20 protein-coding genes are annotated in these 19,649 nt (G+C 72.3%); 11 read left to right on the forward strand and 9 right to left on the reverse strand.

Annotated elements, in window-relative coordinates:
• The first annotated feature begins 238 nt into the window (after positions 1-238).
• The 4 genes from SD460_RS31720 to SD460_RS31735 all read left to right on the forward strand — a co-directional run bounded on the left by SD460_RS31720 (position 239) and on the right by SD460_RS31735 (position 3,715).
• Positions 239-1,279: a hypothetical protein gene (locus tag SD460_RS31720; protein WP_318307144.1), complete on the forward strand. Its 1,041-nt coding sequence runs from the start codon at positions 239-241 to the stop codon at positions 1,277-1,279.
• Positions 1,264-1,914: a response regulator transcription factor gene (locus SD460_RS31725; RefSeq protein ID WP_318307145.1), complete on the forward strand. Its 651-nt coding sequence runs from the start codon at positions 1,264-1,266 to the stop codon at positions 1,912-1,914. The genes SD460_RS31720 and SD460_RS31725 overlap by 16 nt, the downstream gene beginning before the upstream one ends.
• Positions 1,915-2,084: 170 nt before the next feature.
• Positions 2,085-2,693: a hypothetical protein gene (locus SD460_RS31730; RefSeq protein ID WP_318307146.1), complete on the forward strand. Its 609-nt coding sequence runs from the start codon at positions 2,085-2,087 to the stop codon at positions 2,691-2,693.
• Between the two features lie 134 nt (positions 2,694-2,827).
• On the forward strand, positions 2,828-3,715 hold the full coding sequence (locus tag SD460_RS31735) for an alpha/beta fold hydrolase (protein WP_290058309.1): 888 nt from the start codon (positions 2,828-2,830) through the stop codon (positions 3,713-3,715).
• Between the two features lie 291 nt (positions 3,716-4,006).
• Here SD460_RS31735 and SD460_RS31740 read toward each other — a convergent pair whose 3' ends face one another.
• Positions 4,007-5,107, reverse strand: a complete 1,101-nt coding sequence (locus SD460_RS31740) for a CapA family protein (RefSeq protein ID WP_290058424.1) — start codon at positions 5,105-5,107, stop codon at positions 4,007-4,009.
• 124 nt (positions 5,108-5,231) lie between these two features.
• Here SD460_RS31740 and SD460_RS31745 point away from each other — a divergent pair, with 124 nt between their 5' ends.
• Entirely contained in the window at positions 5,232-6,035 is an 804-nt protein-coding gene (locus SD460_RS31745; RefSeq protein WP_290058425.1) for an IclR family transcriptional regulator, read from the forward strand.
• Here SD460_RS31745 and SD460_RS31750 read toward each other — a convergent pair.
• On the reverse strand, positions 6,010-6,825 hold the full coding sequence (locus tag SD460_RS31750) for an alpha/beta fold hydrolase (RefSeq protein ID WP_290058426.1): 816 nt from the start codon (positions 6,823-6,825) through the stop codon (positions 6,010-6,012). The genes SD460_RS31745 and SD460_RS31750 overlap by 26 nt on opposite strands.
• Before the next feature lie 101 nt (positions 6,826-6,926).
• Here SD460_RS31750 and SD460_RS31755 point away from each other — a divergent pair, with 101 nt between their 5' ends.
• Positions 6,927-8,078, forward strand: a complete 1,152-nt coding sequence (locus tag SD460_RS31755; protein ID WP_290058427.1) for an oxidoreductase — start codon at positions 6,927-6,929, stop codon at positions 8,076-8,078.
• Between the two features lie 144 nt (positions 8,079-8,222).
• On the opposite strand, the gene SD460_RS31760 is transcribed toward SD460_RS31755, so the two are convergent.
• The 4 genes from SD460_RS31760 to SD460_RS31775 all read right to left on the reverse strand — a co-directional run bounded on the left by SD460_RS31760 (position 8,223) and on the right by SD460_RS31775 (position 11,889).
• Positions 8,223-8,960, reverse strand: coding sequence for an SDR family oxidoreductase (locus SD460_RS31760; RefSeq protein ID WP_290058428.1), 738 nt, complete (start codon positions 8,958-8,960; stop codon positions 8,223-8,225).
• A gap of 60 nt (positions 8,961-9,020) precedes the next feature.
• Positions 9,021-9,860, reverse strand: a complete 840-nt coding sequence (locus tag SD460_RS31765) for a helix-turn-helix transcriptional regulator (RefSeq protein ID WP_318307147.1) — start codon at positions 9,858-9,860, stop codon at positions 9,021-9,023.
• Positions 9,861-9,977: 117 nt separating this feature from the next.
• Complete coding sequence (locus SD460_RS31770; RefSeq protein ID WP_290058430.1) at positions 9,978-11,102, reverse strand: glycosyltransferase; 1,125 nt, start codon at positions 11,100-11,102, stop codon at positions 9,978-9,980.
• Positions 11,103-11,262: 160 nt separating this feature from the next.
• A complete protein-coding gene (locus tag SD460_RS31775; protein WP_290058431.1) occupies positions 11,263-11,889 on the reverse strand; it encodes a TetR/AcrR family transcriptional regulator in 627 nt (208 codons plus the stop codon).
• Positions 11,890-12,024: 135 nt separating this feature from the next.
• On the opposite strand from SD460_RS31775, the gene SD460_RS31780 reads away from it, so the two are divergent.
• Positions 12,025-14,109 carry an AAA family ATPase gene (locus tag SD460_RS31780; RefSeq protein WP_318307148.1) on the forward strand — a complete coding sequence of 695 codons (2,085 nt, stop codon included), beginning with the start codon at positions 12,025-12,027 and terminating at the stop codon, positions 14,107-14,109.
• Positions 14,099-14,611: a hypothetical protein gene (locus SD460_RS31785; protein WP_290052174.1), complete on the forward strand. Its 513-nt coding sequence runs from the start codon at positions 14,099-14,101 to the stop codon at positions 14,609-14,611. The genes SD460_RS31780 and SD460_RS31785 overlap by 11 nt, the downstream gene beginning before the upstream one ends.
• A gap of 36 nt (positions 14,612-14,647) precedes the next feature.
• Here the strand turns inward: SD460_RS31785 and SD460_RS31790 are convergent, their stop codons facing one another.
• Entirely contained in the window at positions 14,648-15,295 is a 648-nt protein-coding gene (locus SD460_RS31790; RefSeq protein WP_290052172.1) for an isochorismatase family protein, read from the reverse strand.
• A gap of 106 nt (positions 15,296-15,401) precedes the next feature.
• A complete protein-coding gene (locus SD460_RS31795) occupies positions 15,402-16,007 on the reverse strand; it encodes a TetR/AcrR family transcriptional regulator (protein ID WP_290052171.1) in 606 nt (201 codons plus the stop codon).
• A gap of 49 nt (positions 16,008-16,056) precedes the next feature.
• Between SD460_RS31795 and SD460_RS31800 the strand changes: the two genes are divergently transcribed.
• From SD460_RS31800 to SD460_RS31810, 3 genes are all read left to right on the forward strand, one after another.
• Positions 16,057-17,013, forward strand: a complete 957-nt coding sequence (locus SD460_RS31800) for a quinone oxidoreductase family protein (protein WP_290052169.1) — start codon at positions 16,057-16,059, stop codon at positions 17,011-17,013.
• A 104-nt stretch (positions 17,014-17,117) separates the two neighbouring features.
• Positions 17,118-18,062 carry an NADP-dependent oxidoreductase gene (locus SD460_RS31805; RefSeq protein WP_290052167.1) on the forward strand — a complete coding sequence of 315 codons (945 nt, stop codon included), beginning with the start codon at positions 17,118-17,120 and terminating at the stop codon, positions 18,060-18,062.
• 25 nt (positions 18,063-18,087) lie between these two features.
• Positions 18,088-19,017, forward strand: a complete 930-nt coding sequence (locus SD460_RS31810) for an alpha/beta hydrolase (RefSeq protein ID WP_318307149.1) — start codon at positions 18,088-18,090, stop codon at positions 19,015-19,017.
• A gap of 17 nt (positions 19,018-19,034) precedes the next feature.
• Here SD460_RS31810 and SD460_RS31815 read toward each other — a convergent pair whose 3' ends face one another.
• A complete protein-coding gene (locus SD460_RS31815; RefSeq protein WP_318307150.1) occupies positions 19,035-19,592 on the reverse strand; it encodes a CGNR zinc finger domain-containing protein in 558 nt (185 codons plus the stop codon).
• Between the last annotated feature and the right edge of the window lie 57 nt (positions 19,593-19,649).

Raw genomic sequence — 19,649 nt, forward strand, 5'->3', positions numbered from 1 at the left:
GCCGACCGGCGCCGCCTCGCCAAGCCAGCACGCCACCGCCACGCCGGCCGAACCGACTGCCCGACACTCGCCCGCCCCGCCGCCGCAGCCCCCGCCCGAGCCAGCTACCCGCCTCACCCCGCCGGGGCAATCTTCAGCCGAACCAGGCGCCCAGCCGACCGGCACCGCCCCGCCCAGCCACCCCGGCACCGCCACACCGGCCGAGCCCGCTGTTCGGCTGGCCGCCGCCATCCGGGTTGTGCTGCTCGGTGTCACCGCCGTCATCCAGCCCGGGCTCGGGCTCGCTCCTCTCCTCCGCCACCAGTCCGCCTACCGGCCGCCCCTCGCCGCCGACCTTGCCTTCGTCGTTCTCGCCGCCGTCACCGCCGCCTGTGCCTGGTGGGTGCTGCGCCGGAAACCCCTCCCGCTCGCCGTCTCGATCGCCGGCACCCTGGTCGTCCTGACCGCCTCCTCCGTCGCCACCGCCGCGCTGCCGCCGGACTCCTTCTTCCGGGAGCCCCACTGGTCCTTCGGGCTCGTCGGCTGGCACCTCCTGGTCCTGCTCGCCGACCGCGTGCCCGCGCTGCTCACCGCGCTCGGGGTGCACGTTGCCGCCAGCGTGACCCAGTTCCTGCTCGCTGGGCCCGTCGCGCGGACCGAACTCGGGGATGCCGCCATCGTCGTGTTCGGGGTGACCGTCTTCCAGCTCGCCGTCGCCGGGCTGATCACGCTGCTCGACCGGCGGGCCCGGGAAGCCGCCGCCGCGGGCGCCGCACGGGCCGCCGTCGCCACCCGGGCCGCCGTGGCCGCGCAGGCCGGGCAGGCGCTGCGGGCCGGGTTCGCCGAACAGCTCGGGGCGACCCTGCCGCTGCTGGCCGGGCTCGCCGACGGGACCGTCGATCCCCGCACCGCCGAAGCGCGCGCCCGGTGCGGGCTGGCCGCCGCGCAGCTGCGGCGGCTCTTCGCCGAGAACGACGACGTGCCCGATCCGCTCGTGCACGAGGTCACCGCCTGCCTCGACGTCGCCGAGCGGCGCGGGGTCGCGGTGGCGCTCGCCGTCAGCGGTGATCCCGTCGACGTCCCCGCGCCGGCGCGCCGCGAGCTGACCGGGCCCGTGCTCACCGCGCTCGCCGCCGCCCGGACGCGGGCCCGGGTGAGCGTCCTGCGCACACCCGAACTCGTCCGCGTCGCGGTCGTCGCGGACGGCACCTCCGAATTCAGCGGATCGGCGGCGGTCCCCGTCGCGTCCCACTCGCGAGACGGACAGACCTGGATGGAGGCGCGGTGGCGACCCGAGTGACGGCCGTGGTGGTCGACGACCACCCGGCGGTGCGCGCCGGCGTGGCGTACTGGCTGACCGCCGGCGACCCGCCGATCGACGTCGTCGCGGACGGCGAAGACGTCAAGGCCGCTTGGCTGGGCGCGGGCGCGACCGCCGACGTGGTCATCTTCGACCTGCACCTGGGCGGCCCCGCGCCGGCGTTCGGGGACCTGCGGCGGCTCGCCGAGGCCGGGCGCCGGGTCGTCGTGTACTCGATGCGCGCGGACGACGACGTCGCCCTGCAGTGCCTCGAACTCGGTGCGCTCTGCTACCTGACGAAGGCCGAGGGCGCCGGCCACCTGGTGGAGGCGACGCGGGCCGCGGCGCAGGACCGGCCGTACACGCCGCCGTCGCTGGCCGGAGCGCTCGCCGCGGACCGGTCGGAGACGCGGCCCGCGCTTTCGGCGCGTGAAGCCGAGGTGCTCGTCGAGTGGTTCCAGTCCGAGTCGAAGGAGTTCGTCGCGCACCGGCTCGGGATCTCCCCCAGCACGGTGAACTCCCACCTCGAGCGCATCCGGGTCAAGTACGCGCGCATCGGCCGCGAGGCGCCGACGAAGGCCGCGCTCGTCGCGCGCGCCATCCAGGACGGCCTGATCGGCGTCGACGATCTGTGATCTCCGTGTGGTGCGAACGGCCCACACCGGCGGCGCGGCGCCCGGGTTAGCGTCCCGCTGACGGAGCCGCGAGGGCACCCCGCCGGGTCGCCGCGACTGTCCTGGGGGCGGCCGCGGCGCTCCGGCTCCGCCCCGCCGGAACCCGTCCGGCGGGTTGCACGAGGAGATCCATGAAGCACGTCCGCACCACCGCCCTGCTCGCCGCCGCCTTCCTGCTCTCGGCGTGCGGCAGCGAGCCCGGCCAGGCGACGCCCGCCGCGCCGTCCGAGACCCCGGCGGCCCCCGCGTCGGCCACGGAGTCCTCGACGGCCGCGGCCGCCCCGGCCGGCAACGTCACCAAGCCCGGCACCGAACTCAAGGTGGGCGAGCGCGCGGTGGTCCCGTTCAAGTACGGCACGACCAAGTCCGGCACCATCGCGATCACCGTGACCGCGATCGAGAAGGGCGAGAACGCCGACCTGGCGAAGTACGGCGACAAGGCCAAGGGCATCACGCCGTTCTACCTGCGCGCGACGGTCGAGAACGTCGACGGCGCCGACCTGTCCTACGCGTCGGTGAGCCTGCGCGCCCTCGGCGCCGACGGCCGCTCGACCGGCGTGATCATCACCGGCAGCACCGACGGCTGCAAGTCCGGCACCGCGGGCAAGGACTTCACGGCGCCGGGCGCGAAATTCGAGACCTGCACGCTGCAGGGCGCCCGCGAAGGCGCCGAGGTGGCCGCCGCGACCTTCGACAAGGGCGACGGCTACGACAAGTCCCCGGTGGTCTGGAAGAGCTGACCGCGAGCCGGGAACGGAATTTTCGCTCATCTGAGCGAAAATTCCGTGAGCCACGCCACCCGAGAGGAAAAAGGGTGGCGAAAGTGCCCTTCTCCCCGTAGCTCTCCCGGCGGCCCCGATCTAGCCTTGGCGCCATGGAATTCGCCGTCGCGCCGACGGATGCCGGGGTGCCCGGTGCGCTGGAAGAATTGACGATCGCCGCCGGTGGGCGGCGGTACAGCGCGCTCGCGGCCGGCCCCGGAAGCGGTGAGTTCGTGCTCTTCCTGCACGGCTGGCCCGAGTTCGCCGACGCCTGGACCGAGCAGCTGCACGCACTCGGCGAGGCCGGTTACCGGGCGGTGGCCGTCGACCAGCGCGGGTACGCGGCGGGCGCGCGGCCCGACGGCGTCGAGCACTACACCCTGGACCAGCTGGTCGGCGACGCCCTCGCCTTCGCCGGCAGCCAGGGCGCGGAGCGGTTCCACCTGGTCGCCCGTGACTGGGGCGGCATGGTCGCTTGGGTGCTCGCCACCGCGCACCCGGACCGGCTGCGGTCGCTGACCGTGCTCTCCACCCCGCACCCGGCGGCGCTGCGGCGGGCGGTCGCGATCGACGACGGGCAGTTCCACGACCTCGGCTACATCCGGTTCTTCCGGCGGGGCGACGGTAAAGCCGAGAAATTCCTCTTACGCGACGAAGCCGCGCAATTACGCGCTGTTTACAGCAGGCGCATTCCGGTCGAACTCGTCGAACGGACCGTCGCGCGCCTTTCCGAACCGGGCGCGCTGACCGCGACGCTGAATTGGTACCGCGGCGCCACCGACGATGATTTTTCCGTTCCGGCGGGCCGGATCACCGTGCCCACGCTCTACCTCTGGGGCCGCGAGGACCCCTACCTCGGCCAGAGCACCGCCGAGCTGACCGTGCACCACATCGACGCCGAGTACCGGTTCGAAATCCTCGAGGGCGCGAGCCAGTGGATGGCGATGGAGGCCCCGGACGAGGTCATCGCCCTGCTGCTGGACCACATCGGCCGGCACTAGCTTCGCGCGCCGCAAGCCGCTGACGTGCGGGACGAGCGCCCCAATGTGGCGGGGGGGGGGGGGGGGGGGCCCCCCCCCCCCCCGGGGGGGGGGGGGGGGGGCCCCCCCCCCCCCGGGGGGCGGCCCCCCCCCCCCCCCCCCCCCCCCCCCCCCCCCCCCGGCGGGCGCCCCCCCCCCCCCCCCCCCCCGCCCGGCGCCCCCCCCCGTCGGTCTTGGTGGGGGGGGGGGTGGGTGTTGTTGGGGGCCCCCCCCCCCCCCACCCCCCCCCCCCCCCCCACGGCGGCAGGGCGGCTAGGCGGTGGTTCGGCGCACGGTGCCGTCGGGGTCGACGACGACGGCCGGGTCCAGGTCCCGGGACGATTCGGCGACCTGCGCGAGGATCGACGCGGCGACGTCCGGCCGGGGGAGGACCGGCTGGCTGTCCGGGTCGAGTTCGATCGGGTCGAGGCGGAGGGTGGGCCCGCCGGTGCCGCCGAGCCCGACGCGGAACACGGCGCTCTCGAACCACGGGCCGCGCACCAGGGCAGGCTGGTAGGGGGCCGCCGGGTGGGCGTCTTCCTTCGGCACCATCGCTTCGGCGTTCCAGCCGTCGCACCAGTCGAAGACGAAGTTGCCGGTCGAGTACAGGATCAGCCCGTTCCGGTAGAACTCCACGGGGTGCAGGCAGTGGGGGTGGTGCCCGATGACGAGGTCGACGCCCGCGTCGATCAACCGCCGGGCCAAGGGCTGCTGGTACTGGGCGAGCGGCCCCTGCGCGGCGGGCAGGTAGCAGTGCGGAACACCCCAGTGCAGCGCGACGACGACGAAGTCGTTGTGCCGCTTCGCTTCCCGGACCAAGGCTTCGGCTGCCTGCACGTCGGGCTCGTGGGCCTCGGAATGGACGAAGGGCGGCGTGCCCGGCGTCTCGTCCAGGAAGCCGCTGTCGTACTCGAAGGACTGACGCACCCGGATGGCGCCGATGCCCGCGCGGTCCGCGGTCGCGTCGAAACCCCGCGGTAGCGCGCAGCAGAAGCTGAAGAACGCCAGGCTTTCCCCGCCCGTCGAGACGACTCGGGCGCGCGTCGCTTCGGCGCGCGTTTCCCCGAAGCCGGCGTGGCCGACTCCCGCGGCGTCCAGCGCGCGGACGGTGTCGCGCATCCCGTCGGCGCCGTAGTCCAGCGCGTGGTTCATCGCCAGCGACACGAGGTCGAACCCGAGGCCGGCCAGCTCCGTGGCGCCCGACGTCGGTGCGCGCATGGCGACCAGCTTTTCCGCGCGCTGACCTCGTCCGGTGAGGGGAACTTCGAGGTTGCCGATCGTCAGGTCGCCGCCGCGCAGGAGCCCGAACGCCGAGCCGTCGCGACGGCGCGGCCACCCCGAGACGACGACGTCGCCCACAACAGTCAGATCCACGTGAACTCCGTTCCATGATGTGGCACGCTGTGCCGCAGGGTAGACCGACGCTGGCGACGTTGTAAAGCGCCGCTGTGCCGGGATGAGGTACGGCAGGTGCGTCCGGTGGTACGGTCGTGGCCTCATGAGCACAGCGGGCGACGACGGCGAAGCGGGCAAGCCGAACAGCAGCATCCGGTCGATGAACAGCGTGTTGAGCACGCTTCGCGTCTTCGAGGAAGTCGCGGTGCGCCAACCGATCGGCGTCTCGGAACTGGCCCGGGTGACGGGCATTCCCAAGAGCTCGGTCCAGCGCTGCCTGGTGACCCTCGAACAGGCCCGCTGGCTCCGGATCGTGGACCGGGAGCACGCGCGGTGGGGCGTCACCATGAAGGCGCTCGTGCTGGGCCTGCGCAGCGCGGGCGAGCAGGACCTGCGCGAAGTGGCGACGCCGGTCATCAAGGGACTGGCCGCCGAAACCGGCGAAACGGTGCTTCTCGGCCTGCGCGACGGCGACGACTACCTGATCGTCGCGCGCGAGGACAGCTCACAGCTCGTGCGCGTGTTCATGGAGATCGGCACCCGCGTGCCGCTCGGGGCGAGTTCGGGCGGCGTCGCGATCCTCGCCCGTCTTGAGCCCCCGGAGGTCGACGAACTCCTGCGGGCCGAGCCCCGGGAGTTCGAGGGTGCGCCGCTGCTCGGTCCCGACGAGCTGCGGGAGGAGATCGCCCGGACCGCCGAGCGCGGCTACGCCGTGAACATGTCGTCGTGGTACCGCCCGCACGTCGCTTCCCTCGGCGCGGCGATCACCAACGCGGCCGGACGACCCCTCGCGGCGGTCACGCTGAGCATCCCGGAGATGCGGTACGAGCCCGCGCGGGAGAAGCAGCTGGCGAAGAAGGTCGTCGCGGCCGCGGACGAGATCAGCCGCCTGCTCTCGTCCCCGTGACGGCCTGCGCGCGCACGACGCCGGCGATGAGCGCGGCCGTTCCCTCCGGTGCCTCCACCGGGAAGTGATGGCTGCCGAGGTCGACGCGCACCACGTCGACCCGGCCCGCCAGCCGGTCGATGGCCTCCTGGGTGACCAGTTCGCGCACCCCGAACACGGTGATCGGCTGCTGCACGGCGGCGAGTGCCTCGTCCATGTCCCAGGCGACGAGCCCTTCGAACGCCCGGGTCCCCGCCGGCTGCCGCACCGCGGCCATCTTGGCGAAGTGCGCGTCCTTGAGCGCCGGGTCGGTGCCCGGGGGCGAACCGGCCTCGACCATCGCGCGGACCAGCCCGGCGAAGTCGTCCCGCAGCGGTTGCAGCAATCCCCGGGCTTCCTCTTCGCCCATGGCGCCGAAGAGGAAGAGGTAGTGCAAGGCGTCGAGCGCGACGATGTGCCGGACCCGCCCGGGACGCACCCGCCCGGTCTCGACCGCCACCGCCCCGCCGAGTGAATGCCCGACAACGACGCTGTCGGTCACCTCCTCGGCGTCGAGGACCGCGGCGACGTCGCGCGCGAACTCCTCGATCGACCAGGCCTCGCGCGCCGAACGCGATTCGCCGTGCTCGGCGAGGTCGACCGCGAGCACGCGGTAGTCGTCCGGCAGGAACCCGGTCAGCGCGTCGAAGTCGGTCCGGTCGCACGCCCAGCCGTGGACGAGGACAACCGTGGGTCCCTCCTCCGGGCCGCTGATCGAATACCGGATGGACGTCTCGTCCGCTCGGTGGACTTCGCGGCTGTCCGTCGCCATGCCTGCTCCTCGTGCCACTATGCGATACGACGTATCGTTGAGTAGCATGACGGTAAGTGCGCCGTGGAGCCGTGTCAATCGCCGAGTCAAGGAGCAGCGGGATGCCGCCGACCCTCTTCAGCCCGATCGAGATCCGCGGGGTGCGCCTGCCGAACCGGGTGGCCGTGTCCCCGATGTGGCAGTACTCCGGAGTGGACGGCCGGCCGACGTCCACGCACACCGTCCACTACGGACGGCTGGCCGAAGGCGGCGCGGGGCTGGTCATCCAGGAAGGCACGACGGTGGACCGGCGTGGCCGGGGGACGGTGGGCGACCTCGGTCTTTGGGAGGACAGCGTGGTTCCGCACTACGCGCGGCTCGTGGAGGTCGTCAAAGCCGGTGGCGCCGTGCCGGGCATCCAGCTCATCCACGCCGGCCGCAAAGGGCGCCGGAACCCGCCGTGGCTCCCCGGCACGCCACCGCCGTCAACGGACTGGCCGCTGCTCGCGCCCAGCGCCGTCCCTCTGGGACTCGAAGGGGCCGAAACCCCGGTCGAAATGACGCTGCGGGACATCGAAGACACTGTGACGGCCTTCGCGGACGCAGCTCGACGGGCCGACGAAGCCGGGTACGAAGTCCTCGAACTGCAAGCGGCCCATGGCTACCTGATCCACAGCTTCCTCTCGCCACTGGCGAACCGGCGCACCGACCACTACGGCGGGTCGGCGGAGAACCGGTTCCGGTTCCTCGTCGAGATCGTCGACCGCATCCGGACGGTCTGGCCGGACGCCAAGGCGCTGTTCGTCCGCCTTTCGTGCGTCGACGTCGAGTGGACGATCGACCAGACCGTCGAGCTGGTGCGGGAACTGCGCGCCCACGGCGTCGACGTCATCGACTGCAGCTCCGGAGGAATCACCGGGCTGCCGTTCCCCGGCCTGAAAACCGGCTACGGCTACCAGGTGCCCTACGCGCACCAGATCCGCGAGCGGACGGGGAGCACGACGATGGCCGTCGGGCACATAGTCCACGCGGCACAGGCGGAGTCGGTCATCGAGCACGGCCGGGCGGACCTGGTCGCGCTCGGGCGAGAGCTGCTCTTCAACCCGAACTGGCCGCTGGACGCTGCCCGCAAACTGGGCGTGTCCGATCCCTATGTCGGTGCCCCGGCGCGCATTGCGCACTGGCTCGGCAAACGGGAGCAGAGCTTCCCGGGATTCGTGCCGTCCACCGAGGGGCGGGCCGCTGCCGGTGATCGAACAGCTGGAGGGCGCTGAGCCGGATTACCCCCGGACCGGTCGACGAACGTCGTCCGCTCCACGATCGTCACCGCGTGCCCGGCCCGCGCGAGATCGATGCCCGCGCACAGCCCGGCCGCTCCTGCCCGCTGATCAGGATCCGCAGGACAAGGCGTCCAGGGCCTATGCGCGGTAGCGGCCGCTGAGCACGCTCAGCACGTCGGCGTAGCGGCCTTCGGCCTCGGCGTTGCGCTGCCACTTCACGCGCTCGACGAGAACCTGCTCGGCCTTCGGGTCGGTCCCGAGCAGATCCATGACCTCGTCGAGGAAGTCCTCCAAAGGCATCGCCACCTCGGAGTTCTGCTGGTTCATCAGCGTGGTGCGGATGGCGGGCGGCACCAGCTCGATCACCTGGACGTTGCTGCCGGTCAGCTGCACCCGCAGGCTCTCGGTGTAGGAGTGGACGGCCGCCTTGGTGGCGTTGTAGGTCGGCGTGGCCGGCAGCGGCACGTACGCCAAGCCGGAGGTGACCGTCATGACGGTCGCGGCGGGCCGGGCGAGCAGGCCGGGCAAGAACGCGTGGATCAGCCGGATCGGGCCGAGCAGATTGACCTCGACGGTCCGCTCGGCGACGTCGAGCGCGGCCGGGTCGCGCAGGTCCTCGGGCTCCATGATGCCGGCCATCGTGATCAGGGTGTCCAGCGCCGGGTGGCGGGCAGTGAGCTCGTCACGGGCCTCGGTGATCGATGCCGGGTCGGTGGTGTCGATGGTGATGGTGTCGAGGCCGTGCTCGGTGCGGATCTGCTGAAGCAGTTCGGTGCGGCGGCCGCCGACGATGACGGTGTTGCCGTCGGCCTGCAGGCGGAGGGCCAGTCCGAGGCCGATGCCCGAGGTGGCGCCGGGGATGAAGACGGTGTTCACGAAAAGTCCTTCCGGTGAAAAGGGTGGAGCGCCCGCGTTCGCGAGGTGGGGGAAATCGGCTCAGGAGAACTTCTGATGGCCGAGTACGTCGAGGAAGGCGAACTGCTCGAACCCGTCCGATCCGGGCCGGGGCCGGAAAAGGACGAGCCGGTGACCGGTGGCCGGGCTCAGCACGACGTCGCATTGCAGGTCGAGTTCACCGACGAGCGGGTGCCGGATCAGTTTGGGTGCCGAGGTCAGCGCCGCGACGTGCTGCTGTGCCCACAGGCCGGCGAACTCGGTGCTGCGCCGCAGGAGATCGGCCACCAAGCCGTGCGCGAACCGGTCACCCGGCGAGCGCTGGGCGACACCGGCGCGCAGGTCGGCCGCATAGGCCCGGCCGATGCGCTCGTGTTCGGCCGGATCGTTGCCGTCCCGCGACGCGGGATCGGCGAACCAGCGCCACGTGACGTTGGATTCGTAACCGGGCAGCCCGGTCCAGACACCCAGCAGGTGCTCGGCGGCCCGGTTCTGCGCGACCACGGTGAGCAGGTCGTCGGCCACCTGGGCCGGCGTGTGCCCGAGCGCGTCCAGCAGGTAGATCATGGCCGGGTCGACGTGGGCCAGCGGGGAGCGCGGCTCCGGTGGCTGCTGCCCGGCGAGGCGGAACAGGTAGTCCTGCTCGTCACCGGTGAGCCGCAGGGTGCGAGCGAGACTGGCCAGCGCCGCTGTCGACGGCGTACGCACCCGGCCCTGCTCGAGCCGGGAATAGTAGTCGGGCGACAACGCGGCCAAGCTCGCCACTTCCTCCCGGCGCAAACCGGGGGTGCGGCGCCGGCCACCACCGGGCAGCCCCACATCCTCGGGCCGCAGCCGTTCCCGCCGGTGCCGCAAGAACTCACCGAGCGCGTTGTCATCCACGTCGACCTCCTTTCTCTCTGGCCTTTCTCCAGCATCTCCGTCCAGAACCGGGTCAGGAAGGTCAGGTTCTGCCTAGGTGCGCCATACCGTGGCTATCGCTTCCGTGCCGATACGGGGTCACCGCGCGAAATCGCCGAGGCGGCGGCGCAGCGCCGGCCACACCTCGTCCGGCGTAGGGCGCCGGCCCAGCAGTTCGGACGCCGCTTCCGCTCGTGTTCGCAGGGACGGCTCGTGCAGCATCGCCGACACCGCCGCGGTGAGGGTGGCCGGATCCTCGCAGACCGTGCCGGCTCCGAAACCGGAGACGAGGGACGCCACGAGTGGCTGGTTCGCGATGCGGGGCACGAAGACCAGGGGCAGGCCGCGGGACAGCGCGGCGAGCGTCGTGCCCGAGCCGCCCGCGGTGACCACGGCCTGGACCCGGTCCAGCAGCTGGCTGATCGGGGCGAACGAGACGACGTGGACGCGGCCGGCTTCGCCCCCGACCTGTTCGGGCGTCACGGTGAACCCGCTCGTGACCAGGGCGTTGGCGCCGGCGTCGAGCACACCGCGGACGGCGGCGCCGAGCAGTTCCGGATCTTCCACGACCGTGCCGAGGGTCACCAGCACCACCAGACGCCCGTCGTCGAACGCGGGCACGTCCATTCGTGCCGAGGTGTCGTACGGGCTGGTCCCGATCGCCATCGCGGCGCCTTCGCCGCGGGGGTGCTGTTCGAGCCATTCCGGCCACAGCTGGACGGTCGCCAGCCGGGCGGGCATGGCCAGCTCGCGCTGTTCCAACGCCATCACCAGGCCACTGTGGAGAGCCGCGTCGACCGGAGTGGCCGGGCTGTGCACGAAGCTCACCCACGGGATGTCGAGCCGGCGCGCGACCAGCGGCGCGACGTAGTCCCACATCTCCGCGACGATGACGTCCGGGCGCTCGTCGGCGACCACTTCGCACAGCTCGTCGAAGGCGAGGTCCGCGCGGGTCGTGGTGAACAGGGCGACGGTCGTGTCGAGAAGGCGGTCGCTGTCGGTGCGGTAACCGACAGCGTCCTGTCCGAACCGGCGGTCGTTCTCGGCGAGGACCTCGGGCAGCGACGGCCGGAGGGCGCGTACGGCCAGGCCGTCGACTGTCCCGTGCAGCTCGTCCGAAGTCACGACCACCGCCTCGTCATCGGCCGCGACCGCCGCCTTGGCGAGCGGAAGCATCGGCAGCAGGTGGCCGTAGGCGGGAAAAGTGGTGAAGAGCGCTTTCACGCAAAACCTTTCGGGCAAGGGAACGGAGGCTTTGTCCGAGACCCTGGGCCACGCCACCGTCCGATCTCCACCGCCCGCCGTGCCCACCGGTGCTCACTGCTGCCCACCGGCCCACTCCTGCGCGACGCGATCGGTGGTCCCGCGGCCGCGTCCGGCACGCCTAGGGCCCGATCAGGGCGCTGGGCAACGCGTCGTTGAGCCAGGCTTCGGAGGCGTCCAGTGTCCAGCCGAGGTCGTCGGTGCGGATGAAGTAGGCCGCGTTGCACAGGTGCAGCCAGAGCAGGTCAGTGGCGTGGGAAACGTCCATGCCGTCGCGGAGCGCGCCCATTTCCGCCAATCGACGGGCGGTCAAGGCCAGCCCGCCGCGCATGCTGTCGTGGGCGATCCGGAGGATTTCGCGCACACTCGGCTCCTGAGGAGCGGCGGCGACGACCTGTCGCATCAGGCCCGACCACTGCTCGAACTTGACCCGGGTGGCGTGCACGATGAAGCCGATCAGCTCTCGCGGCTCTTCGATCGACTCGATCCGGGCCAGGATGGCCGGGACGTCCTCGGCCGTGGTGCCGGACTCGACAAGCGTGCGGAGCAGTCCGTGTTTTCCTCCGCCGACCGCGTAAACGGTGGCCGGAGCGACACGGGCCATCCGGGCGATCTCTTCGACCTTCGTGTCGAAGTATCCCTTCCGGACGAACAGGTCGCGCGCCGCGTCCACAATGGCCTGACGGGTGAGCTGGGCGTATTCGCTCCTCCTGCCCGATGGGGCACTGCCGGCGTGCTCGCGAACCACGTCGTCGATCTTAGCTGCTACTGTTCGTCAGAGCCAGCTCTGACGAACAGACCTCGCTCTGCGGGGGTGGGGCGGGCGGTGCGGGGCGGACCTGCGATGCGGTCCGGGTACCGAACCGGACGAAAGGAGCGCCGGGTGGTTGCGACGGGTTTGGCGGCCCGCCTGGCCGAAGCGCGAGCCGGAGCGCTGGTGGGCCGGGAGCCGGAACGGGCGGTGCTCGACCGGATGCTCTCGGGGGCGGCCGACGCGCCGCTCGTGGCGTACGTGCACGGTCCCGGCGGCATCGGCAAGTCCTCGCTGCTGCGCTACGCCGCCCGGCAGGCCGAGCTCGCGGGGCGGCGGGTGGTGCCGGTCGACGCCCGGTTCCTCGACGCGGATCCGCGTCGCCTCGAGGAGGCCGCCACTCCGGCCTGCGCCGAGCCGGGCACCGTACTGCTCCTCGACACCTTCGAGCGGTGCCAGCCGCTCGAGTCGTGGCTGCGCGACACCTTCCTGCTCCGGCTGGCCGAGGGGGCTCTCGTGGTCCTGGCGAGCCGGGTCGCTCCGGATGCCGAGTGGTCGCTGGATCCGGGCTGGACGCCGCTGTTCACCGGGCTGGCCCTGCAGCCGCTGGATGCCGCCCAGTCCGATGCCCTGCTCGCCGCCCGCGGTGTGCCCGCCGGGCAGCGCGAGGCGTTCGTCGCGTTCGCCGGGGGCAGCCCGCTGGCCCTCTCCCTCGCCGCGTCGGTGCCGCTCGCGGCGCCGGACGCACCGTGGAAGCCGACCGGGGACGTGCTGAAGACCCTGGTCGACCGCCTGGTCGGCGACGTGCCGGGCACGGCCCACCAGCGAGCCCTCGAAGTCGTCGCTCAGGCTCACGTGACCCGCGAGTCGTTGTTGCGCACGGTACTGGCGGAGGAGGAAACCGCGGCGGTGTTCTCCTGGTTGCGGCAGCAGCCCCACATCGAGACCACGCCGGAAGGGCTGCACCCGCACGATGCCGTGCGGACCACGCTCGCGGCCGACCTGCGCTGGCGAGACCCCGAGCGTTACGACGACATCCGCGTCCGGATCTCGGTCGCGGCCCTGCAGGCGGTGCGTGCGGCCGCGGAGGACGACGCGCTGCTGCGGGCCGCGGAGTGGATGTTCCTCTGCCGCGCCCGAAGCGGCCCCGACCACCCGTACGACTGGCGGGCGCATCGCCACATCGAAGACACCCCGCTTCGGCCCGCCGACGTGCCCGATGTGCTGCGCATGGCCGAGGCAGCCGAGGGCCCGGCTTCCGCGGCCGCGGTCGCCCACTGGGTCCATCGGCAACCGGAGGGTTTCCGCGTCTACCGCAGTGCGGGAACCCCGGCCCCCTTGGGGTTCATGGCCATCCTGCACCTGGCCGTGCCGCTGCCCGAGGACCGGTCGGCGGACCCGGTGGTCGCGGCGGTCTGGGACGTCGTGGCCGCGGTCGCTCCACTGGGACCGGGCGAACACCTGGGTATCCGGCGGTTCGCCGTGTACCCCGGCCGGCACCAGCGGCCGTCGCCGCTGATGGATCTGATCAGCCGGCGCACCATCGCGGAGGAGATGCGCACCCGCGGCCGCGCGGTGACCTTCACCGTCTTCGAAGACGGTGAACGGTGGCGGGCCTATCTCGCGGAGGCCGGGCTGCGCGAGGTGGCGGTCGTGGACGTCGGCGGGCGGAGCCAGCACGTGTTCGGCCGGGATTGGCGGCTGCAGACGGTGGAACAGTGGGTGGAGCACCGGGTTCGCACCGTGGCCCCGCCGGTGGCCACGTGGCCGGCGGCTTCGCCGTCCGAACAGCCGGTGGGCCGGCCGCGCCGCGCGGCGTTCGAAGAGGGCGTGCTGGAGGCGCTGCGCCGGTGGCACGCTCCCCGCGAGTTCGCGACCAGCGTTCTGCTGCGCTCGTCCCTCGTGCCGCCGGATTCGGCCGACCCGGTGGCGGACCTGCGTGCCGCCATCATCACCGCGCTCGACGCGCTGCAGGTCGACCCGGCCGGCGTCAAGGCGCACGAAGTGCTCACCGCGACGTACATCGCGGCTCCTCGCACCCTCAAGGCAGCTGCCCGCCGGCTCGGCGTGCCCTACGGCACCTACCGGCGCCACCTCGCGACGGCCAAGGACCGGCTCATCGAGCAGCTCCTGAGCCCCGCGGACGCCGTCGTCATCGGTGCACGGGTGTCGCGCGCCGGCCACCCCGCCCCACGGAGGCCCGAACATGTCGGCTGAGCGGATTCCGGGCTCGTCGTCCGAACCCGCGGACCTGGTGGGCTGCGTGCCGTGCGACATGATGCGCGGGCGAGTTCCCCTGCCCGGCGGGCAGATCCACGCAACGCCGCGTTGGCTGGTCATGCACGTGCTCGGCACGTTCGGCCTGGGAGCGCTGGCCGTGGTGCCGCGGCGGCACGTCGTCCACGTCGCGGACCTGGTGGACGAGGAAGCCGCCGAACTGGGCGGCTTGCTCTCGGAGGCCGCCGCCGTGGTCACGGCGCTGACCGAGCCGGTGCAGGTCTACACGTGCCAGTGGTCGCACACCCACGGCGAAGCCGCCCACATCCACTTCATCCTCCAGCCGATCCGGCGCTCCGACATGGAGCGCCATCCCGGGCGGCTGGGCCCGGTGCTGCAGTCGGCCATGTTCACCGCGGAGAACAAACCCGGCCCGGCCGAGGTGGCAGCGTTCGCCGAGCTCGCCCGTACGGCGTTCGCCCAGCGGCGCACGGCGCGGTGAGCGCTGGGGAAAATGCCGCGGCCGATGCCGGAAGCGTCACTTCGGCTCGTCGGTCCGGTGGGCCGCGGCGCCGGCGAAGAAGGTGCGGCCGCTCATCATCATGAGCGGCTGGTGCGCGGCCATCAGCCGGCCGCGGATCGGGGAGTCCCGGAACTTCGGGTCGAGTTGGAACTCGGCCGCCAGCGACCACCAGGTGACCGGCACGATGCCCGACATGACCATGCGCTGGATCGCCGTCTCGTGCGCCTGCGCGCTCGTGGTGGCGGTGGCGTCCGCCACGACGTAGACCTCGTAACCCGCACGCAGCGCGGCGAGCGAAGTCTGCAGGACGCAGCCGTCGGTGGCGATCCCGCCGATGATCAGCCGGTTCCGGCCCGCGTCCCGCACCGCTCGCGCGAAGCCTTCGTCGAGGAACGCGTTGAACGCCTCGCCGCCGGTGCGCACGATCACCGGGATGTCCCCGATGGCTTCGGCCAATTCCGGGTACAGCGGTCCCGAAGGCCGCGAGTCGGCGCCGTTGGTGACCACGAGTTCCGCGCCGTACGACCGCGCCGTCCGGGCCAGGCCCACCACGTTGTTGATGTGCTCCCCGAGGTCGTGCGAGCGCAGGACGTTGGCGAAGCCGACCGCGTAGTCCACCAGCACCACGGTGCTGTCGTCGGGGGTCAGGGGTTCGATGTTCATCAGGTGCCGCCTTTGCTTGACGTAGCGACGAAGTCGGATCGCGGGCGCCGTCCTCTCGCCGCGATCCTGCCCCTCGTCGCTGCCCGATCGCCACGGTTCGCTGTGCTCAGCCGGGTCCGGGGGTGCTCGCCCACGACAGCAGGCGGTCGAGACAGAGGTCCAGCCCGGCTTCCAGGTGTTCCGTGGAGCCGGTGGAGAGCAGGACGGTGACACCGCCCTGGATGGTGCCGATCACGGCCGCGGCGGTGCGGTCGGGGTCGAGTCGCGGGTCGGCCTCGCCGGCCGCCTGGGTGGCCTCGATACCGGCCCGGATGCACTCCTGCCACCGTTTCACCAGTTGTGCCGCAACGGCTTGCGAGGCCGGGCTGTGGCGGCCGACGTCGGAGATCAGCACCCCGAGCGGGCAGTACAGACCCTGGTCGCGGTACTGGCTGACGATGAGGTCGCGCCACGCTTCCCAGGCCGCGCGCGAGGTGAGCTCGTCGAGGTACGGCCGCTGGCCCTCGAACACGCGGTCGGCTTCGTGTTCGGCGACCGCCAGCAGGAGCTCTTCCCGGCCTTCCGCGAAGTAGTGGAACAGCTGGCCTTTCCCGGTGCCGCTGCGCCGGCCCACGTCGTCGAGGGTGACGGCGTTCAGGCCGCGTTCCCGGATCTCGGCCGCGGCGGCCTCGACGATGCGCAGGCGGGTCGCCGCACCCTTCTTCGTGGTCATGGAAAAAGTGTACTTGCAGGTACATTTTTCGCGGCCTAGCTTCGGCCGCATGAAAGCGATGGTCGTCAGTGAAGCCGGGGGACCGGAAGTGTTGCGGCTGCAGGAACGGCAGGCCCCTCGGCCGGGCCCGGGAGAGGTCCTGGTGGACGTCCGGGTCGCGGGCGTGAACTTCTTCGACGTCGGTGTCCGCCGCGCACGGCTGGCCGAAGTGCCGGGCATGGAAGGCGCCGGCGTGGTCGCGGCGGTGGGCGAGGGGGTCGACGAGTTCGCCCCGGGAGACCGGGTCGCGTGGCTGACGATCGAGACCCACGCCAGTTACGCGGAGCAGATCGTGCTTCCCGTCGCCACGGTCGTCGCGGTGCCGGACGCCATCGATGACGAGACGGCCGCGGCCGTGCTGCTGCAGGGCCTGACCGCCCACCACCACTGCACCGTCTGCCACCCGGTGCGGCCCGGGGACGTCACGCTCGTGCACGCCGCCGCCGGCGGGGTCGGGCTGTTGCTGACCCAGCTGATCAAGGCCCGTGGAGGCACCGTGATCGGCCTCGTGTCGCGGCCCGAGAAGGCCGGGATCGCCACCGCCGCGGGCGCCGATCACGTCGTGGTCTCCACGGGTGCGGCGTTCGTCGAGCCGGTGCTGGAACTGACCGGGGGTGCGGGGGTGCACGCGGTGTTCGACGGTGCGGGCGGGCCGACGTTCGCCGCGTCGCTGGAGGTGTTGCGGACCCACGGCACGATGGTGTTCTACGGGCCGCTGATCGGTGACGTGCCGACCATCGCGATGAACGAGATCCCGCGCAGCACCCGGCTCACCTACGGCACGCTCCCCGATCACATCCGTACTCGCGAGGAGCTCGTCGGGCACGCGGCCGAGCTGTTCGGGCTGGTCGAGAAGGGCGAGCTGGTCGTGCGGATCGGCAGCCGTTACCCGCTGGCCGAGGCGGCCAGGGCCCACGCGGACCTCGAGTCCCGGGCGACGACCGGGAAACTGCTGCTGATCCCGTGACGGTGGTGCCGCGGGACGGGCAGCACTGGGCCCGGGTGGGCACTGTCCGGCATGGAGATCGAGCAGGGGGCGAGGGCAGGCTCGCGGGAGCGGAAGGGAGTTCGATGAAGGCAGTGCGTTTCCACCAGTACGGCGCCCCCGATGTGCTGCGGTACGAGGATGTGGAGGTGCCGGTTCCCGGTGCGGGGCAGGTGCGGGTGCGGGTGGCCGCGACGTCGTTCAACTCCGTCGACGGCACCATCCGCGGTGGGTTCATGCAGGGCCCGATCCCGGTGGTGCTGCCGCACACCCCGGGTCTGGACGTCGCCGGCACGGTGGACGCGCTGGGCGAAGGGGTGACCGGCGTCGAGGTCGGTGCCGAGGTGGTCGGGTTCCTGCCGATGGACAAGACCGGTGCCGCCGCCGAATACGTCGTCGCACCGGCTGAGGTCCTGACCGCCGCGCCGTCGAGCATCCCGCTGGCCGACGCGGCGGCGCTGCCGCTGGTGGGGCTGACGGCGTACCAAGCGTTGTTCGACCACGGCAAGCTGACCACCGGGCAGCGGGTGCTGATCAACGGCGCGGGCGGCGCGGTCGGGGGTTATGCGGTGCAGCTGGCCAAGGGCGCCGGCGCGTACGTGATCGCGACCGCGAGCCCGCACAGCGGTGCGGCGGTCAAGGCGGCGGGTGCGGATGAGCTGGTCGACCACACGGTCGGGAGCGTGCGCGAGGCGGTGTCCGAGCCGGTGGATCTGGTGCTCAACCTGGCTCCGGTCGAGCCGGCGGAGCTGGCCGCGTTCATCACGCTGGTGCGACCGGGTGGAGCGCTGGTCAACACCACGGTGTGGATGCCCGCACCGTCCGATGAGGACCGCGGGGTGCGCGGCATCGATTTGTTCGTCCGCAGCGACGCCGGCCAGCTGGCGAAGCTGGTCGCGCAGGTCGACCACGGCGAGCTGCGGGTCGGCGTCGCCGAGCGGGTTCCGCTGGCCGAACTACCCGCGCTGCACGCCCGGGCCGCCGAAGGCTCCGTGCGCGGCAAGGTCGTCGTCGTCCCGCGCACCGCCTGACCCCGACTGCGAAAGGCATCCTGTCATGGCACTCAGCTTGGATCCCGAAATCGCCGAGGCGCTGGCGCCGATGGCGGGCGCCACACCCCCGCGAGTGGGCGACATCGCGGCACGCCGCGCCCTGTGGGAGCCGATCATCGGCGCGGCCGGAACGGCCCAGCCGATCCCGGCCGACGTGCGGACGAGCGAGCACCACGCGACCGCCGGCGACGGCGCCCGGATCAAGATGCGCTGGTACACCAAGGAAGGCGCGACACCCGGCCCGGCGGTGCTGTTCTTCCACGGCGGCGGGTACATCTTCGGTCACATCGACCTGTTCGACGGACCGGTCAGCCGCTACGTCTCCGCCAGCGGCGTGCCGATGCTGTCGGTCGAATACCGCCGCGCCCCCGAGCACCCCTTCCCGACCCCGCTCGAGGACGGCTACGCGGCACTCACCTGGCTGCACGAGCACGCCGCCGAGCTGGACGTCGACCCCGCCCGGATCGGCGTCATGGGCGACAGCGCCGGCGGCGGCCTGGCCGCGGGACTTACGATCCTCACCCGCGAGCGCGGCGGGCCCCGGATCGCCCGGCAGATCCTCATCATGCCGATGCTCGACGACCGCACCACCACCCCCGACCCGCACATCGCGCCCTACGTGCTGTGGTCCTACGACGACAGCCGTACCGCGTGGCCGGCGTTGCTCGGCGACCGCACCGACGTCCCCGCCACGGCCGCCCCGGCCCGGCTCGAAGACGCCACCGGCCTCCCGCCCGCCTACATCGAAGTCGGCCAGCTCGACGTCTTCCGCGACGAAGACGCCGCCTACGCCACCAAACTCGGCCGCGCCGGGGTGGAGGTGGAATTCCACCTCCACCCCGGCGCCCCGCACGAGTTCGACTCGATCGCCTTCGGCTCGGACGTCGCCCGCCGCGCCATCGCCGACCGCGTCCGGGTCCTCAAATCCCTCTGAACGCCGGCCGGGCGCGGTCACCTTTCCGGCGTGCCGGCTTTCGCGCGTTGCCGGCGGCGATAGGCCGCCGTGTGGACGCGGTTCGCGCACGTTCGCGCGTCGCAGAAACGGCGGGAGTGGTTCTTGGTCGTGTCGAAGAGCACGTTCGCGCAGCCGTCGGCGGCGCAGGTTCTGAGGCGGTCCGATCCGCGGTCGCGGACCACGAGCAACAGGGCCATGAGGCTCGTCACGAAGACGCGCTGGGCCAGCGTTGCGCCGGGGCGGGCGTAGTGGAAGTGCCAGCCGCCGTCGTGGTCGGTCAGCTGGGGGAGGACGTCGCACTCGGACAGCAGCCGATTGAGGTGCGCCACCACCTCCCTCTCGTCCCCGCCCTCGAACGCGAAGCGCAGCCGGGGTCGCAGCGCCCGGAGAAACGCCAGATCCGCTGACGTCAGATCGTCGACGATCCAGCCGTGCTCGCCGAGGAGCTCGGCGCACGCGTCGAGGTCCGGCAGGCCGTCGTCGCCGGGGGTGAGGCTGTTGACCAACGCCACGACGGTGTTCACCGCTCGCTCGCCGTAAGGCTCAAAAGGCATTTGACTCCTGCTTCAGCTCGCGCTAGCGTCCCTCGCAACGACAGGAGTAAAACTATC

The organism is Amycolatopsis solani, from assembly GCF_033441515.1.
GTDB lineage: Bacteria > Actinomycetota > Actinomycetes > Mycobacteriales > Pseudonocardiaceae > Amycolatopsis > Amycolatopsis solani.

Excerpts from the sequence above, each read along its gene's own strand:
- SD460_RS31790 (WP_290052172.1), bottom strand. The coding sequence starts at position 15,295 with ATGAACATCGAACCCCTGACCCCCGACGACAGCACCGTGGTGCTGGTG.
- SD460_RS31795 (WP_290052171.1), bottom strand. The coding sequence starts at position 16,007 with ATGACCACGAAGAAGGGTGCGGCGACCCGCCTGCGCATCGTCGAGGCC.
- SD460_RS31805 (WP_290052167.1), top strand. The coding sequence starts at position 17,118 with ATGAAGGCAGTGCGTTTCCACCAGTACGGCGCCCCCGATGTGCTGCGG.
- SD460_RS31735 (WP_290058309.1), top strand. The coding sequence starts at position 2,828 with ATGGAATTCGCCGTCGCGCCGACGGATGCCGGGGTGCCCGGTGCGCTG.
- SD460_RS31745 (WP_290058425.1), top strand. The coding sequence starts at position 5,232 with ATGAGCACAGCGGGCGACGACGGCGAAGCGGGCAAGCCGAACAGCAGC.
- SD460_RS31810 (WP_318307149.1), top strand. The coding sequence starts at position 18,088 with ATGGCACTCAGCTTGGATCCCGAAATCGCCGAGGCGCTGGCGCCGATG.
- SD460_RS31730 (WP_318307146.1), top strand. The coding sequence starts at position 2,085 with ATGAAGCACGTCCGCACCACCGCCCTGCTCGCCGCCGCCTTCCTGCTC.
- SD460_RS31815 (WP_318307150.1), bottom strand. The coding sequence starts at position 19,592 with ATGCCTTTTGAGCCTTACGGCGAGCGAGCGGTGAACACCGTCGTGGCG.
- SD460_RS31750 (WP_290058426.1), bottom strand. The coding sequence starts at position 6,825 with ATGGCGACGGACAGCCGCGAAGTCCACCGAGCGGACGAGACGTCCATC.
- SD460_RS31800 (WP_290052169.1), top strand. The coding sequence starts at position 16,057 with ATGAAAGCGATGGTCGTCAGTGAAGCCGGGGGACCGGAAGTGTTGCGG.
- SD460_RS31785 (WP_290052174.1), top strand. The coding sequence starts at position 14,099 with ATGTCGGCTGAGCGGATTCCGGGCTCGTCGTCCGAACCCGCGGACCTG.
- SD460_RS31755 (WP_290058427.1), top strand. The coding sequence starts at position 6,927 with ATGCCGCCGACCCTCTTCAGCCCGATCGAGATCCGCGGGGTGCGCCTG.